We start from the raw sequence: 15,847 nt of genomic DNA on the forward strand, positions 1-15,847 counted from the left end.
CCGTTTCGTGACTTGTGCAGTCATGGCTGCCAGCGCGCTGGCAGCGGGCTGCTCGTCCAGCACCGACCAGATGCTGGTTGCCCTCGCTACGCCAGTTGCGGCCAAGGCACTCGATCCCGCCGATCCCACCGACCGCAGCCCGTACCGCTATCTGTATGCCGTGTACTGCAATGGCCGGGTGGATCGACTCGATCTGAAGAACCAGGCCAAGACAGGCAGTTTTCAGCTATCGGACGGCAGCAGCAAACCACCAGCGGTGCCACCCCAAAGCGCAGGCACCTCCGTCACCGACAGCTGCCTTTTCTCCGTCCACAAGCCGGATGGCGACCTGCGCACGCAGTTGACACAGCAGGCCAGGGCATACGCCGGTGGCGAATCCCTGGAGGATCCCCGGGCGGAGGAAACGTCGGCAGGCCGCGTGCTGCTGAGCTACCGCCTCCCGGGAGCAGACGGCTTGGGCTTTGCGCTGTCGGACCGCGAGCGCGCACTCACGGTGCCGTTGCAGGCGCTGCCCGGCCAAAGCCTGGCCCCTGGATGGCGCCTTGCGCCAGGCGGCCGCTACGTGCTGCTGACCCTGAACAAGCTCGTACCCGTGGAACGGGGCCTGCAGCAGTTGGTCGCCACCGGCGAGATGCGTCTGTACGACGCACAAGGCCGCCAGCTGGCCATGCTGAACGATGCCCGCGTCGCTGGGCCCTCCATGGTCTTGATGCCCAAGGAAGACATGGACCGCGACACACCGCGCACGGCCGGCCACTGGCTCAACATCGCGCTCACCCCGGATGGACTGGCCGTGTTCGCCGATCCACTGGGCAACTACCACTTCGTCGAACTGGGACATGTCTTCGGCCTGGACCCCGTCGTGGGCCTGGACGCCGACGACTACGACAGCCGGCTGCCTGGTCTGGTCTATGCAGCGCAATAAGCAATCCCTTTCCATGCACCGAAGCGCCACCGCCAGCGCCATCGGATTGACGCTGCTGTGCCCTGGCCTGGGCATGGCTGAGACAGCGGCCCCCACAGCACCCATCCAGAACCCCCACCGCTATCTCTACGCCGTGTACTGCAACGGCACCGTTGACAGGCTGGACCTGGTCCAGCAAACCAAGACAGGCAGTTTTCAACTATCAGAGCGCAGCGGCAAGCCTGCTGCCATTGCGGCGCTGCCATGGCCAGGAGTTCGACCTGGCGGCTACCTTGCCCGCCCTGTCGTCACGCCGGATGCACAGGGAAGCAGTGACGGATTGGTGAGCATCGTCGCCAGCAGCCGGCTGGACCCCGATGCGGACGGCCGCAAGCCCTACCAGCTGCTGACCTTCGCCCTGCCGGGCTGGACGCTGCAGCAAGCGCGCAATCTGGGCAGCTTCGATGCATTGCCCCGCCTGGCCCGCGCCGCTGACGGAACCCTGGCCGTGCAGCCCCAGGACAAGGACCCGGCCGCTGCCATGGCCGCGCAGGCCCGGGCCTGGACAGCAGCGGATGCAATGGCCTGGACCAGCGCCCAGGCGTGGTCGGCAGGCAATATGCTGTTGACCCACGCCCTGCCCGGCCAGCGAGGCATGGGCGCAGCACTGGCGCTGGGCGCAGAGGCGCGCATCGTGCACCTGGCCGAGTTCCGCAGCGGTGGCAACGACATCCCGCCCGACCTGCACCTGGCGCCGGGCGGCCGGTTCGTGCTGGCCGGCCTGAAGCGCTCCGTCCCTCTGGGCAAGGGCCTGCGCAAGGTCGAAGCCACCGGGGAGCTGCGGCTGTATGGCGCGGATGGCCGGCAGACCCGGGTGTTGAACCAGGCGAGCCTGGCCGGCAGCGTGCTGGCCCGGAGCCAGTCCCGCACGCTGGACCCGGACCAGCCCGGAACAGACAACGACTGGTTCAACGTAGCCCTGACGCCGGACGGCCTGGCGGTTTTCACCGACCGGAGCGGCAACTACCAGTTCGTTGCGCTGGGCCAGTCCTTCGACAGCGCCCCTGTCATGGATGGCGCCCAGGATGACGCCGACGGTGCCCGTCCGGGGCTGGTGTACGCAGCCCGATAGCAGCAAAGGACCTTCCAGCCACCCCATGCAAGCCCTTCATCGACCGGCGCACCCAGGCCCTGCCATCCAGGCCTGAAGCCCCGACCCCTCTTCCACCCCAAGCACCGCGAGAACCGACACCATGACACGCAGAGTCACCATCAACACCCCCCTGGCAGACCAGCTGCAGCTGCGCCGGCTGCAGGGGCGCGAGGAAATCAGCCATCTGTTCGCCCTGGAGATCGACCTGCTCAGCGAGGACGACAGCATCGACCCCAAGGCCCTGCTGGGCAAGGGCGCCACCGTGGTGGTGGAGACCCAGGACGGCGGCAAGCGCTACATCGACGGCCTGGTCACGGCCTTCGGCATGCGCGGCCAGGACGAGCACCGCAACTTCCTGTACCGCGCGCGCCTGTCGCCCTGGCTGTGGCTGGCCACGCGCCGCAGCGACTTCCGCATCTTCCAGAACAAGACCGTGCCGGACATCATCAACGAGGTCCTGGGCATCTACGGCCACCCCATGCAGCAGCGCCTGACGCGCTCCTACCGCACCTGGGAGTACTGCGTGCAGTACAACGAGACGGACTTCCAGTTCGTCTCGCGCCTCATGGAGCACGAGGGCATCTGCTACTACCACCAGCACAGCGCGGGCCAGCATGTGCTGACATTGGGCGACGATGTCATCGCCTCGCACGACCCGCTGCAGGGCGGCGCCGTCATCCCCTTCCACCCGCCGGGCAAGGCTGCCGTGGCGCGCGAGGAATGCATACACGCCTGGGAACTGCACCAGCGCGTCAAGCCTGGCCGGCACTACAACGACGACTACGACTTCAAGAAGCCCCGCGCCGAGCTGTCCAACATGCGCCGCAACCCGCCCGGCCACGCGCACGACGCCTACGAGATCTACGAATGGCCGGGCGGCTACACCGAGACCGGCGACGGCGAGGACTACATCCGCGTGCGCCTGCAGCAAAGCCTCACGCGCCAGAGCACGGTGCAGGGCCGCTCCAACCACCGCGCCATGGCGCCGGGCTACACCTTCACGCTGGACAACTATCCGCGCGGCGACCAGAACCAGACCTACCTGGTCACGGCGGTCGACTATGCCTTCGAGGAGAACCCGCGCGTCAGCGACGGCGGCAGCGGCGAAGGCTCGGTGCAGAAATTCGTGCTCCAGGCCCAGCCCACCAGCCTTCCCTTCAAGCCCCAGCGCATCACCGCCAAACCACGTACCACGGGCCCGCAGACCGCCGTCGTCGTGGGCCCCGCAGGCGAAGAGATCTGGTGCGACCAGTACGGCCGCGTCAAGGTGCAGTTCCACTGGGATCGCATCGGCGGCATGAACGAGAACTCCAGCTGCTGGATGCGCGTGGCCACCAGCTGGGCCGGGCCGGGCTTTGGCGCCGTGCACATCCCGCGCATCGGCATGGAAGTCATCGTGGACTTCCTCAACGGGGATCCTGACCACCCCATCGTCATGGGCTGCGTCTACAACGCCTCCAACATGCCGCCCTGGGCACTGCCGGCCAACGCCACGCAATCGGGCATCAAGACCCGGTCGAGCAAGGGCGGCGCCCCAGGCGCGGGCATGAAGAACGGCCAGGGCGACGCCAACGCCATCCGCTTCGAGGACAAGGCTGGGCAAGAGCAGCTTTGGCTGCACGCGCAGAAGGACCAGCTCACCGAAGTCGAGAACGACGAGGACAAATGGGTGGGCAACGACCGGCGCAAGACCATCGACCGGGACGAGACCAACGTCATCCACCGCGACCGCACCGAGACCGTGGACCGTGACGAGACCATCACCGTGCACAACAACCGCACGGAGCGGGTGGACCACAACGAGAAGATCAGCATCGGCGACAACCGCAATGAAGACGTTGGCATCGACGAGAACATCTCCATCGGCAAGAACCGCAGCAAGACCATAGGCCGCAACGAGAAGGACAAGATCGGCAACAACTGGTCGATCAAGGTGGGCAGCTTCAAGACAGAGACCATCGGACTGGCCTACATGCAGAACGTGGGCCTGGCCAAGATGGTGAACATCGGCGCCGCCTACAACGTCAACGTGGGCGCGGCCATGGTGGTGAATGTGGGGCTGAGCCAGAGCACGACGGTGCTGGTGGACCGTTCCGTCAGGGTCCAGGGCAACCAGCAGACCACGGTAGGAAAGCGCTACGCCATTCAGGCCGGCGACGAGCTCTCAATCACCGTGGGCGCTGCCAGCTTGGTAATGAAAAGCGACGGCACGATCACCATCAATGGCAAGAACATCGACGTGGTCGGCAGCAAGCACATCGGCCTCGACTCCAAGCGTATTGACCTGAACTGAGGAGTCCCGAATGGAGCGCCCTTCCCACGCAATGCCCAGTCCGGTGGAGTCCGCCCCCTTGCCGGAGGTGGTCAACCACACGCCCTGGCCCAGCCAGTACTTCCAGCATGTGGACCCACATGGCGAGATCTTTCACGTCATGGTCAGCCGCATCTCCTACACGCTGCGCGCGGTACAGAAAAATGGCGATCTCATAGAGCCCACTGTCCTGCCGCCCGAGCAACAGACACCGCTTTGCACCGCAGACGAGTTCTACGCAAACGTGAACATCAGCAGCGTGCTGCAGGAAAGCGATCTTGCTCCTTACAAGCCAAAGTGCGATGTCATCCTCACCAATGCCTTTGCATATACGCCAGACGGCAAGCCTCATGAGCGGTGGCCGGCCGGCTTCAGGTTTGCAGACAGCATCATCAAAACGCTTCAGGTCACCGGACCGCGGCAATTCGAGCGCTCTCTGACCAGCCTCGGAGCGCTGCGTCCCGGCGCCCCGAAACCGGTCACTCAGGTGCCGCTGTGCTATGAGCTGGCCTTCGGGGGCCCCAATGTCATTCGCCAGGAGCAACTTCTGCAGGAGTTTCTGGATGGCAGGGACGACGTCAGGACCACAAAGTCCCAACGCGAGATCGCCCAACAGGCGCATGACGCGCTCCCCGCCTTCTACACGCCCAATCCGATTGGTTGCGGCAGGCTTCCCGAGGCGGTCCACGACGCCGACAAAGCCATTGCGAAACTGGAAATCCACACACAGCAGCAGCCCCAGTCCGCGCAGCACTACGCAGCGCCGCAGATTGAGGCCTTGAACCAGCCTTATGACGGACAGCAGGACTATCCGGTCGTAGGCGTGGGCGCCATCGGACGCTGGTGGAGTCCTCGGGTTTCCCTCGCTGGCACGCATGACGACGCATGGAAGCAATCCCAGTGGCCCAAAAGTCCTTTGGATCATGACTACCGCTACTGGAACTGTGCGCCGGAAGACCAGCAGATCGACTACCCGCAGGGTGGCGAAGAGGTCATGCTCCTGAACCTCATTCCAGCCGACAAATACCAGGGCATTTTCCGCTTCAAGCTACCCACGCAGGAGCTGCAACTGCTGGTACGCCTGAATGTGGGCGTGGTGATGTTTGCGCCCATGAACATAGACACGGTGATCCTGGATTTGGCAACCGGCACTGTGACTACCGTCAGGCGGGCAATCATCAGCGCCAAGACAGATGTCAGGCAGCTGGAGTTGGGCACCTGGCCCAAAGGCACAGGCATGGAACTGGATGCCGAAATGCAGCGCGCAGCCAGCGAACGCGCGAAACCACAGGAGGCACGCCGTGGCTGACGAAAACATCGCATCCAAGGACGGGCGGTTTCGCATCGTTTCGCTCACCCCAGATGTATGCCTGACACCGAGCAAGAACGGCGTCCCGGTGCCCTACCCCATCACGCACCAGATGAACCAGAGCAGGCAGTGCTCTCCCAACGTCTTCCTGCAAGGCAAGCCTGTCTACCTGCACAACCAGAGCTATGTCGACAACGTCATGGGCGATGAACCCGGACAAGGCAAGGGCGTGGTCAGCCAGACCAATATGCGCATCAGCCACGACATTGACCACAGCAAGACCGTCTACGTCAATGGCCGGGGCATCGTGCGCACTGGCGACAAGATGTGGATGAACTGGAAGAAGCCCTGAAGCGCCATGGCCACCAGAAAAAAACAACTGCCTGCAGCGCAGTCACAAACTGCACAGGTCAAGCCCAACGCCTACCCTTCTCCAGGGCCGATAGGCAACACCTCGGGACTGGTCATCCCAGACACGGCCCCCAACCTCCACGGAGCCACGGCTCCCGCCATCAAGCCCGTGGCCCAGGAAAAAAGCTGGTGGCAGCGCTGGGGCAGCGACGTTGTGCACACAGGTCTGGATGTCGTGGGCCTCATCCCCGGCGTAGGCGAAATTGCCGACGGCGCCAACGCTTTGATCTATCTTGCCGAGGGCGATAAAGTCAACGCTGCCTTGAGCGCGGCAGCCATGATCCCGGGCGCGGGGATGGCGGCCACCGGGGCCAAGTATGGGAAGAAGGCAGCAGCAGCGGCAACAGAGGCTGCAGGAAAAAAAATAGGACGAGAAGCAAGCGAAGAAGCCGCAGGGAAGGCTGCCAAGGAAACAGGTGCAAAGAAAGCAGACGGTAAGGGTGGAGGAAAGGACAAAGGGAAGCCCAAAAGGCACAAGGACTGTGGAAAAAAGGTGCCTTACAACGACAAAAAATCGCTCAAAGGCAGCGGGCTAGAGAAAGACCATACTCCTTCAGGTGCCGCTCTCGAAAAAGCTGCCGAAAACAAGATCAATGAACTAAGGGATTCTGGTGTGAAAATTAGCGATGCTCAAGCTTCAGAAATCAGAAAATCTGTCCGAAACAATGCACCAACAATTGCTGTTCCTCCAGATATTCATGCAGAAGGACAAACTTGGCGGTATAAAAACACTCCTGAAAGAATCTCTCAGGATGCGGGAAACCTCAATGAAGCTGTAAAAAGGAATACAGATGCCATCTCCAAGGCTATGGAAAACAAGGATCATGGATGCAAGGATGCCTATGACAAAGCTGCTCAAGAGTTGAGAAACATGGATTGGGATCAATATATTCAGGACGCCATCACCAACGGAACAAAGGCAAAGAAATGAATGCAATAGAACTGATGATTTTTTTAGGCCATAGTAGCACGCATGAACCGTTCGACGAGTTTTTAACCAAAAATGGCATTAAGAGTCGACCGAAAATAGGACGGTCATTGGAAACGCTTATCCCAATAAAAGGACAAGGTCTTTCAATGTCATTCGAAATCGATGCAAAAGGAAATGGAATAGCACCCAAAAGTGAAGGCGCATTCATATTTAGTCAACTTGAAATTAGAATATCTGGAGATGTCGGAAAGAATGGAATTTACACCGGACCTTTACCTTATGGTTTAAGCGCAAATGACAGCAGGGATGCGATAGAAAAAAAACTGGGACAACTTAAGCGCAGAATGCCGGAGATTGATAATTATTTTCTTGACGGAGTTGTATGGACAGTCGCTTTCGAAGAGGATAAATTGGAATTCTTTCAGCTTGGCGTTCCTACAAATGGCAAAAGAAAACATGGACTTTGCCCCTGATTAAGCAGGATATTTATGCGTCCATATCTAGTAATCTGACTTGCTAAAAATCAGATAAACCGCCTCAGATCATGAAAACCCCATCTTCCATAATTTCTTCGGCGCTAATTAATTTCCTTGGTTGCTCTTCAAACGATCAGCGTTTGGAAGATTTTCTTGAAGAATATAACATCCATGATCGCCCGATGACAGTGGAAGAATTGGAGTTACTAGAAGACGCAGATGACAAGGAGGATACAGATGCCGAATACGAATTAAATCAAAAGTCCAAAGATTCGCTGATCATTGGATCAGAACGGAATGGATTTTGCCTCATTTTCAAGAAAAGGGAGGATTATGAACTAACGCACTCAGAGCAAATAACCTTCTCTGACCCGTTTGTGCTTGAGCAGATTGCCTTCTTCGCCAATGGCGTACAAACCTATCAAGGATTTCAGGGCAGTTTTCTGTCGGGCATCACAATGGAGACAAAGAAAAATGATCCCGCGTACACCTTTTTTGGAGATCCAATAGCTAGCAGAATAATTTACGATACTCCTGTGGAGCTTTTTCACATATACGACCTGATTGTCAATTTTGGATTCATGGGAAAAGGTAGTTCATGCTTAGCTCACGTCCATATAAGAAAAAAAAATATACATGACAAGGTTATGCTGAAACCAAATTTTGATACGGCAGCAGCATCGTTCCCAGACATGATTGGCAGCATTCATTTGGGAAAAGCATACGATGCTCCGGAAGTGCTGGATTTTTTTTCAAAACATGGGCTACATCAGTCTATTGATGACTATGACTGCCCTGAAGAATTTTCATCTCTCAGCAGATCTCAAGGGATTATAATTTACCTAAAAAAAATGAATGATGGCAGCAAGAATTCATCAAAAAATGCAATAAGTGCCATTACATACAAAAGACGAGGAGATCTCGGATCCTTCGGATATGAAGGTCTGCTTCCTTTTCGCCTGTCATTTGGGGAAAGTCCTGATGTAGTGATGAGAAAAATGGCAATACCCTTCGACAGAAGAGCAGATAGCGAAACGCTTTTTTCGCTGTATTGGCGGCTACCATCAAATATTATAATTCAGGCAGTTTTCAGCTTAATAGATTGGCAACTGGCCAGAATAACACTGCATGCACAGGAAAATATCAAATCCGTATTACCAGATAATTCATCAAAATCATAAAAACGGCTTCTTTTATATTTTTAAGCCTTACTACGCATTTAAGTTTCACAGTTTTTCCAATATAACTCCATAACAGCAATTCTCTCCGAGTAATTAATTCCAGAGGCAGCTGCTAAGAAATGGTCATTTTTATTGACTACAGAATCTGATCTGCCACTCGCGGTGCGTGCTGGCAGACGACACAGGCCTGTACGTCACATTGCCCTCCCTGGCCGTGGGAGCCGAGCATTTCGACATCTATGAAAAGTTCACGCTCAGCCACCCGGAGCCCGACCTCTGGACCATCACCTACAAGGAAGGCCTGTCCCGCCTCTTCCGCCGCGAAGCACCCGAGCAATGGCGCCTGCCGCTGGCCGCGCTCCAGGACCGCGACGGCAACACCGTGCAATTGCATTGGAAATACGCCCTGGGCTCGGACGAACCCGCCACAACGCAGACCTGGAGCGCACGCTACGCCGCAGGGCAAGGCACGGCCCCGGCCACGCAGGTCAAGCCCCCTGCACCCTTTGCCCGCCCACTGCTCGCCGGCCTGAGCGACACCGCAGGCCGCCGCCTGCACCTGCACTGGAGCGCGCCAGGCACACTGCCGCTGGACGCCTTTGCCGGCGCCCGTCTGACTGCCGTGGTCCTGCATGCCCCGGAGCACGCCCCGCAGACCCTGGCCCAGTACGCCTACGACGCCCAGGGCCAGCTCATCTCCACGCACCACGGCAGCCAGCCCTACCGCCAATACGCCTGGCGCTCCGGCGTGCTGGTGGGCTACCGCAAATCCAGCGGGCATCGCTACTTCGCCCAGTACGACATCGAAGGACCCCAAGGCCGCGTGCTGCGCTCCTGGTGCGCCGACACGCCGGTGCCCGGCCAGGACGACGACCGCTTCACCTACCTGCCCCATGAGCGTGTCACGCGCCACACCGACGGCCTGGGCCGCACCACCGCCTACCACTGGGATGCGCGCTTCAACATCATTGCCACCGTCATCGCGGAAGGCACGCCCGAACAGATCATCGAGCAGACCCCCACCGATGCCACCGGCGCCTCCACAGGCCGCATAGACCCCCTGGGCCGCCGCACCACCCTGCGCCGCGATGCACGCGGCAACCTGGTCCAGATCATCGACGCCATGGGCCATGCCACCACGCTGGAATACAACCCGCTGGACCTGGTCACCACGCTGCGCGACGCCCTGGGCCACGAATGGCATCAGGAATACGACGGCCGCGGCCACCTTGTGCAGGCCACCGACCCGCTGGGCCGCACCACGCGCTACCGCCATGACGCCCGGGGCCGCACCGTGGAAGTCATTGACGCCAAGGGAGGCTCCAAGCGCCTGGCCTGGGATGAGGCCGACCGCCTTGTGGCCTACACCGACTGCTCGGGCCAGACCACGCGCTTCGCCTACGACGCCCTGGGCCAGCCCGTGCTGCGCACCGATGCGCTGGGCCAGCAGACCCGCTACGAATACAACGATGCGGGCCAGCTGATACGTGTCATCGAGCCATCCAGCCCCGCAGCCCCAGGCAGCCAGCCCGCCACCCCGACCCACCTCTACGCCTGGAACGGCGAAGGCCACCTGCTGGCCTACACCGACCCCATGGGCCAGAGCACCCGCTACACCTACGACGGCATGGGCCGCCCGCTCACCCGGATTGACGCCGCAGGCCGCAGCCTCGCCTACCACTACGACCGCGCCGGCCGCCTCATTGCCCTGGACAACGAGAACCACGCCCGCACCCACTTCCGCTACGACCTGCGCGACCAGCTCACCGACGAAGTCGGCTTCGACGGCCGCTGGCAGCGCTACATCTACAACGCCGCCGGTGAACTGACCCACGTCATCGAGGCCGGCGGCAGCGACGCCGGGCCCGGCAAGGTCACCTGCTTCGAGCGCGATGCCCTGGGCCGTCTGCTGGCCAAGCGCGCCCTGGGCCACACCGGCCCCGTGGAAGAAACCACCTACCGCTACGACGCCCTGGGCCGCCTGACCCAGGCCAGCAACGCCGCCTCCCACCTGGCCTTTGCCTATGACCCCTTGGGCCAGTTGCTCAGCGAGACCCAGACCCTGCAGGCTCTCGGCAATGCCACAGGCCAGGCCCGCCAGAAACTGCAGCGCAGCCTCTCGCACGGCTACGACGAACTGGGCAACCGCAGCCACACCCGCATGCCAGATGGCCGCACCCTGCACTGGCTGTTCTATGGCTCGGGCCATCTGCACCAAATCAACATCGCTGCAACACAAGGCCCTGACCAGCCCCCGGCCGCCCACCAGGTCATCGCCGACATCGAACGCGACGCCCTGCACCGCGAAGTGCGCCGCAGCCAGGGCGCACTGTCCAGCCGCTACGACTGGGATCCGGCCGGGCGCCTGCTGCGCCACCGCGCAGCGCTGCAAGGCAGCGGCCACGTGATCCGGCCCGGCAACTCCAACGCAACGCTGGAGCGTGGCTACGCCTACGACGCAGCAGGCCAGCTCATCGCCCGTGCCGACTCCCTGCGCGGCCGCCAGGACTTCCGCTACGACCCCACGGGCCGCATCCTAGCCAGCCTGCCCGCACAAGGCAGCCCGCTGGCCCGCGAACTGTTTGCCTTCGACCCCGCCGGCAACCTGCTGGACTCCATCCCCGGCAAAGACGGCCAGCCCGTGGACACCACTCTTGGCGTGGTGGGCGACAACCGCCTGCGCTTCTACCAGGACCTGCACTTTGAATACGACGTGCACGGCAACGTCACAAAGCGCACCCGGGGCAACCAGAAAGCCGGTACCCAGGAAGTACTGGACCTGACCTGGAACGCAGACCACCAGCTCATCGAATCGAACACCACGCGCCACGGAGTCACCCAGGCCACCCGCTACGCCTACGACCCCCTGGGCCGGCGCGTCTCCAAGAGCGATGCCTTCGGCAGCACCCACTACCTGTGGGATGGTGACCTCATGGTGCACAGCCAACGCGGTGCAAGGCAGGCGCTCTATATCTACGAGCCAGGCAGCTTTGTACCGCTGGCCACCATCCAGGGAGCGGGCGAGGAACACAGCACCTACTGGTACCAATGCGACCAGATCGGTGCCCCGCTGGAGCTGACCGACGAGCAAGGCCAGGTGGCCTGGGCGGCGGACTACAAGGTCTGGGGCGAGGCGGTCATGCGCAGCGTGTTGAGGACCGGCACCGATGATCGGCCCGTCAGCGCACGGGCTTGGGGCTCAAAGCCTGTTGCACCACCTTCACCGCCGCCCATTGAGCAACCCTTCCGGTTACAGGGGCAGCAGTTTGATGAGGAGACGGGGCTGCATTACAACCGGTTCAGGTATTACGATCCGGTGGTGGGGAGGTTTGTTAGTCAGGATCCTATTGGTTTAGAAGGTGGAATAAACCTATTCTTGAATTCGAACAATACAACCGGATGGATTGATCCATATGGCTTGGCACCGTTTAAACCCTGTCCCTGCACTTGCAAGAAAATATTGGATAACATGAAAGCGAATGGAAGAGACTACGGTGCAAAATCAAATACAGCCAAAGATGGTCATCACATTATCCAAGATGCAGCTGCTAAAACCATACCGAAATATAGTTATACAGGAGCACCAGCCATACAGTTAGGTGGACCTTCTACAAAAATTGGATCTGAACACTATATTGCAACGCAAATTCAACGTGAGGCAGGGGGTGGAACATACGCTGCTGAAAGAAGAATAGGATACAAAGCAATTAGAAAGGCTGGATTGACAGAAGAGGAATCAAAATGTTTATTCCTAATGCATGTCGATCCTTATTTCAACAACCTTGGGGTTACAGCAACAACACCCATGCGAACTGTAGCAAACAGGAGATGAAATGACTGAATCATACTTGGAAAATAATCCTAGAATCATTTCAAATATAAAGTCAATAATAAAAGAAATGGCCAAAGAAAATTATGACGTATTGCATACAAAAAACCTGCTAGGTGATGCATCGCCACAGGAATATATTGAGCGTTCTCATGACATCTTTCGCGGAAAATTAATTACAATACCACCCGACGATGCATTGCAGAAATCATACGTATTTGACCTTCCCAAAGATCCTAATGATAAATACGCCATCGATGTATTTCTGTGGAGCAACGGCGAAGAAAGTGACGCTGTGGCAACCTTTTGCGTAAGAAGAAATCCTAAGTCCGATGCTCAAGCAGTCTATCTCTATGATTTAAAAATTCCATAACACGTCCGTATATACGACACCACCGGCCGCATCCTCGCCAGCCTGCCCGCACAAGGCAGCCCGCTGGCCCGCGAACTGTTTGCCTTCGACCCCGCCGGCAACCTGCTGGACTCCATCCCCGGCAAAGACGGCCAGCCCGTGGAAACCACCCTGGGCGTGGTGGGCGACAACCGCCTGCGCTTCTACCAGGACCTGCACTTTGAATACGACGTCCACGGCAACGTCACCCGCCGCACCCGGGGCAACCAGAAAGCCGGTACCCAGGAAGTACTGGACCTGACCTGGAACGCAGACCACCAGCTCATCGAATCGAACACCACGCGCCACGGAGTCACCCGGGCCACCCGCTACGCCTACGACCCCCTAGGTCGGCGCGTCTCCAAGAGCGATGCCTTCGGCAGCACCCACTCTACCTGTGGGATGGTGACCTCATGGCGCACAGCCAGCGTGGAGGAAGACAGGCGCTCTGTATCTACGAGCCGGGGAGCTTTGTGCCGCTGGCCACCATTCAAGGAGCGGGCGAGAAACACAGTACCTACTGGTACTAGTGCGACCAGATCGGTGCGCCGCTGGAGCTGACCGACGAGCAAGGCCAGGTAGCCTGGGCTGCGGACTGCAAGGTCTGGGGTGAGGCGGTCATGCGCAGCGTGTTGCGGACCGGCACCGATGATCGGTCCGTCATCCATCGGTAGACAATTCTCTGAGACAGATGATATTGTCATGAAGGCAGTAGAGTTGGTAGATAGGCTAAATAGACGGTCGTGAGCGATTAATGCTGTGGACCCAGGTTTCATTTTCAGGTACTCCAGGAGTATTCTTTTACCTCTCGGGAATCGTCACAAAAACCTTTGATTCACAATCATGACCAGCACTATCGATACGGTAAAGATTTTGATGTCTGACAGATATCGTCGCGAACCTCCTCTGCCGGAGGAAACAATTACAGAAATATCCAGAAGGCTCAATCTTCCTGACGATTACGCGAATTGGATGCGCTGGTCCAATGAAGGCGAAGGAAATTTTGGTGATATGTACCTGACGTTCTGGCCGCTGGACGAACTGGAGCAACTCAACAAGGATTTTCTTGTTCAGCATTACCTGGGTGCCGAAGCTTTGTGTTTTGGCACAGATGGAGGAGGAACCGGCTATGTCTTCAAATCTCTTCCCAATGACACCTCCATCTGGTCTGTTCCGCTGGGAGACTTGGACTGGTCAGCTGCAAGCAAGATTGGTGATGATTTTGGCTCGGCGTTGTTTAAAGCTCTGACCACTATCGATTCCGTTCACATCAAAGCAATTCAACGTCAAAAGTGCGATTTTTTTGAATCACCTGCAGCTTACCCTGACCCATATTCAAGAATAGGAATAGCTTTACAGACAAGAGGGCAGCAACCAGTTACAGGAATGCGCGCTCTACCCGATCAAGAATGCGCAGGTTGGTATATATGGGCTGGAGATTATTCCAGCGCTGCAGATTTCTTCCAGTGTGTACACGTCGGCCATGTTTTGGAATTTTGGCCTGAATTACTTCCATACTTGGCACTGGCTCCAGATTATCGCTTCATCATTCATGATGAAGGCTATGAAGATGTCTGGAAAGACCCGGTGATCACTATGAAATAGTCATTATCGTATTGACAAGGATGTCGAATTATTATTTTCAAATATTCATCGGTGCATCAAATGAACAGACAAGATATATTAAGAGATTTTGGAAAAATCTTCATCAAAGAGGCAAGAGACTCTTCTATTGAGAGAGTTTTTGATTTTATACAAGGAAATCTTAGAACACCTGAGTCTATAAGATTTAGTGAATTCTATTCGCCTCTTTCACAAGATCAAAAAGATGATTTCAAATATCTTGCACTCCTGGCTATCGATTCTGCTATTTTCAGAATACTCAGAATGGCTGATCAAGAGGTGATTGATATAAAATTCAACGATAGCGACAGCATTTCTCAAATGAGTGATGGTCTTGCTGGAGAGCTGTTTGGTGATAGTGGCTGGATGAAAGAATTCAGTGACTATCCATCCACAACAATATAGTTTTGGATATAAATACGTCTCAATTTTTAGAGTGAACAACACCACCGACCGCGAATCGTGCGCACAATATCACCACCGCCAACTTCAACAACGCTTCGTGGGTATTCAGCTGCCGGTCAACGCGGATTCGCAGCTTGCCAAAGCCTTCAACCCATCATCGGTCCGCGCTAGTATGAATACTCTGCAACAGCATGTGACGAAATGACATTAACCACTTATAGGAAATATTTGAATGAATAAAGAATATTACATAATGGCCATCAACGAGGAATTCGGATGCTCTGCTGGATTTTATCATTCCATACTTGCTAAAGATTTTGAAGAGGTAGAAGGGGATTATGGTTATAACCCTTGGTATGCCGGCCCCAAAAGATACGGAGGAACACTACCATCGCTTCCTGAAAAACTCATTTTGATGGAGAAAATAACTATACATATGAAGTTCGCAAGGGTGCAGAGTACTTTTATGTCATAAGTGCGGAATTCGCAAGATGCCTGCCAAAAATCAAACATAATTTTTCCGAAATCAAACGTGTTGATTGCATCGACAGCAAAGGCATTTCAAGAAATACCAGGGATGTTTTCATCGCAATACCAAAGAAATTCAAAGCCGAAAACTGCTTGGATCTTTCAAAGAGCAAACCAATATCTCCAAGAGGCATTGAATATGAAAGTCTCCATTTCAAGGATGACTTGGATTTTGACATTTTCGACATTGTGAATATATCATCTAGTCAGGCAAGACTAATTGGTTCAGAGAAGGCAAAAGAAATATTCGAAGATCATGGCATACGATGTGTGAAATACATACCCATAAGTGATATAAACGCCAGCATGCAATCTCATATGAATGAGCTATACAAGCCCATTGGATTTTATGATCCGGTATGAAAATTCAATTTTCGCTGACTATTTGCTTGCAG

The 15,847-nt window shown here is 57.0% G+C and carries 16 protein-coding genes; all 16 read left to right on the top strand.

Annotated elements, in window-relative coordinates; genetic code table 11:
• Positions 1–22 precede the first annotated feature (22 nt).
• The 16 genes from ACF8O7_RS22295 to ACF8O7_RS22370 all read left to right on the top strand — a co-directional run bounded on the left by ACF8O7_RS22295 (position 23) and on the right by ACF8O7_RS22370 (position 15,399).
• Positions 23–925, top strand: a complete 903-nt coding sequence (locus tag ACF8O7_RS22295) for a hypothetical protein (RefSeq protein WP_126311376.1) — start codon at positions 23–25, stop codon at positions 923–925.
• A gap of 13 nt (positions 926–938) precedes the next feature.
• Positions 939–2,036: a hypothetical protein gene (locus ACF8O7_RS22300; RefSeq protein ID WP_126311377.1), complete on the top strand. Its 1,098-nt coding sequence runs from the start codon at positions 939–941 to the stop codon at positions 2,034–2,036.
• Positions 2,037–2,157: 121 nt separating this feature from the next.
• Positions 2,158–4,350 (top strand): type VI secretion system Vgr family protein, encoded by a 2,193-nt coding sequence (locus ACF8O7_RS22305; protein WP_126311378.1) that lies wholly within the window; start codon positions 2,158–2,160, stop codon positions 4,348–4,350.
• Between the two features lie 10 nt (positions 4,351–4,360).
• Complete coding sequence (locus ACF8O7_RS22310; RefSeq protein WP_016447003.1) at positions 4,361–5,677, top strand: DUF2169 domain-containing protein; 1,317 nt, start codon at positions 4,361–4,363, stop codon at positions 5,675–5,677.
• Entirely contained in the window at positions 5,670–6,029 is a 360-nt protein-coding gene (locus ACF8O7_RS22315) for a DUF4150 domain-containing protein (RefSeq protein WP_016447004.1), read from the top strand. The genes ACF8O7_RS22310 and ACF8O7_RS22315 overlap by 8 nt, the downstream gene beginning before the upstream one ends.
• Positions 6,030–6,035: 6 nt before the next feature.
• Positions 6,036–7,019 carry a hypothetical protein gene (locus tag ACF8O7_RS22320; protein ID WP_016447005.1) on the top strand — a complete coding sequence of 328 codons (984 nt, stop codon included), beginning with the start codon at positions 6,036–6,038 and terminating at the stop codon, positions 7,017–7,019.
• Positions 7,016–7,492, top strand: coding sequence for a hypothetical protein (locus ACF8O7_RS22325; RefSeq protein WP_080650110.1), 477 nt, complete (start codon positions 7,016–7,018; stop codon positions 7,490–7,492). The genes ACF8O7_RS22320 and ACF8O7_RS22325 overlap by 4 nt, the downstream gene beginning before the upstream one ends.
• Before the next feature lie 71 nt (positions 7,493–7,563).
• Entirely contained in the window at positions 7,564–8,676 is a 1,113-nt protein-coding gene (locus ACF8O7_RS22330) for a hypothetical protein (RefSeq protein ID WP_016447007.1), read from the top strand.
• A gap of 166 nt (positions 8,677–8,842) precedes the next feature.
• Positions 8,843–12,508 carry an RHS repeat-associated core domain-containing protein gene (locus tag ACF8O7_RS22335; RefSeq protein ID WP_392444306.1) on the top strand — a complete coding sequence of 1,222 codons (3,666 nt, stop codon included), beginning with the start codon at positions 8,843–8,845 and terminating at the stop codon, positions 12,506–12,508.
• Between the two features lies 1 nt (position 12,509).
• Positions 12,510–12,878 carry a hypothetical protein gene (locus ACF8O7_RS22340; RefSeq protein WP_154834260.1) on the top strand — a complete coding sequence of 123 codons (369 nt, stop codon included), beginning with the start codon at positions 12,510–12,512 and terminating at the stop codon, positions 12,876–12,878.
• Between the two features lie 138 nt (positions 12,879–13,016).
• On the top strand, positions 13,017–13,457 hold the full coding sequence (locus ACF8O7_RS22345; RefSeq protein ID WP_239009783.1) for a hypothetical protein: 441 nt from the start codon (positions 13,017–13,019) through the stop codon (positions 13,455–13,457).
• Positions 13,454–13,570 (top strand): hypothetical protein, encoded by a 117-nt coding sequence (locus ACF8O7_RS22350; RefSeq protein WP_392444511.1) that lies wholly within the window; start codon positions 13,454–13,456, stop codon positions 13,568–13,570. The genes ACF8O7_RS22345 and ACF8O7_RS22350 overlap by 4 nt, the downstream gene beginning before the upstream one ends.
• Positions 13,571–13,739: 169 nt before the next feature.
• The gene (locus ACF8O7_RS22355; protein WP_392444308.1) at positions 13,740–14,501 is read left to right on the top strand and encodes an SMI1/KNR4 family protein; all 762 of its coding nucleotides are present in this window, start codon (positions 13,740–13,742) and stop codon (positions 14,499–14,501) included.
• A gap of 60 nt (positions 14,502–14,561) precedes the next feature.
• Positions 14,562–14,924, top strand: coding sequence for a hypothetical protein (locus ACF8O7_RS22360; protein ID WP_154834257.1), 363 nt, complete (start codon positions 14,562–14,564; stop codon positions 14,922–14,924).
• 31 nt (positions 14,925–14,955) lie between these two features.
• Positions 14,956–15,129, top strand: coding sequence for a hypothetical protein (locus ACF8O7_RS22365; protein WP_392444309.1), 174 nt, complete (start codon positions 14,956–14,958; stop codon positions 15,127–15,129).
• A 27-nt stretch (positions 15,130–15,156) separates the two neighbouring features.
• A complete protein-coding gene (locus ACF8O7_RS22370) occupies positions 15,157–15,399 on the top strand; it encodes a hypothetical protein (RefSeq protein WP_203400962.1) in 243 nt (80 codons plus the stop codon).
• The last annotated feature ends 448 nt before the right edge of the window (positions 15,400–15,847 follow it).

It is taken from the genome of Delftia sp. WSY_16, assembly GCF_043104415.1.
Classification (GTDB): domain Bacteria; phylum Pseudomonadota; class Gammaproteobacteria; order Burkholderiales; family Burkholderiaceae_C; genus Comamonas; species Comamonas tsuruhatensis.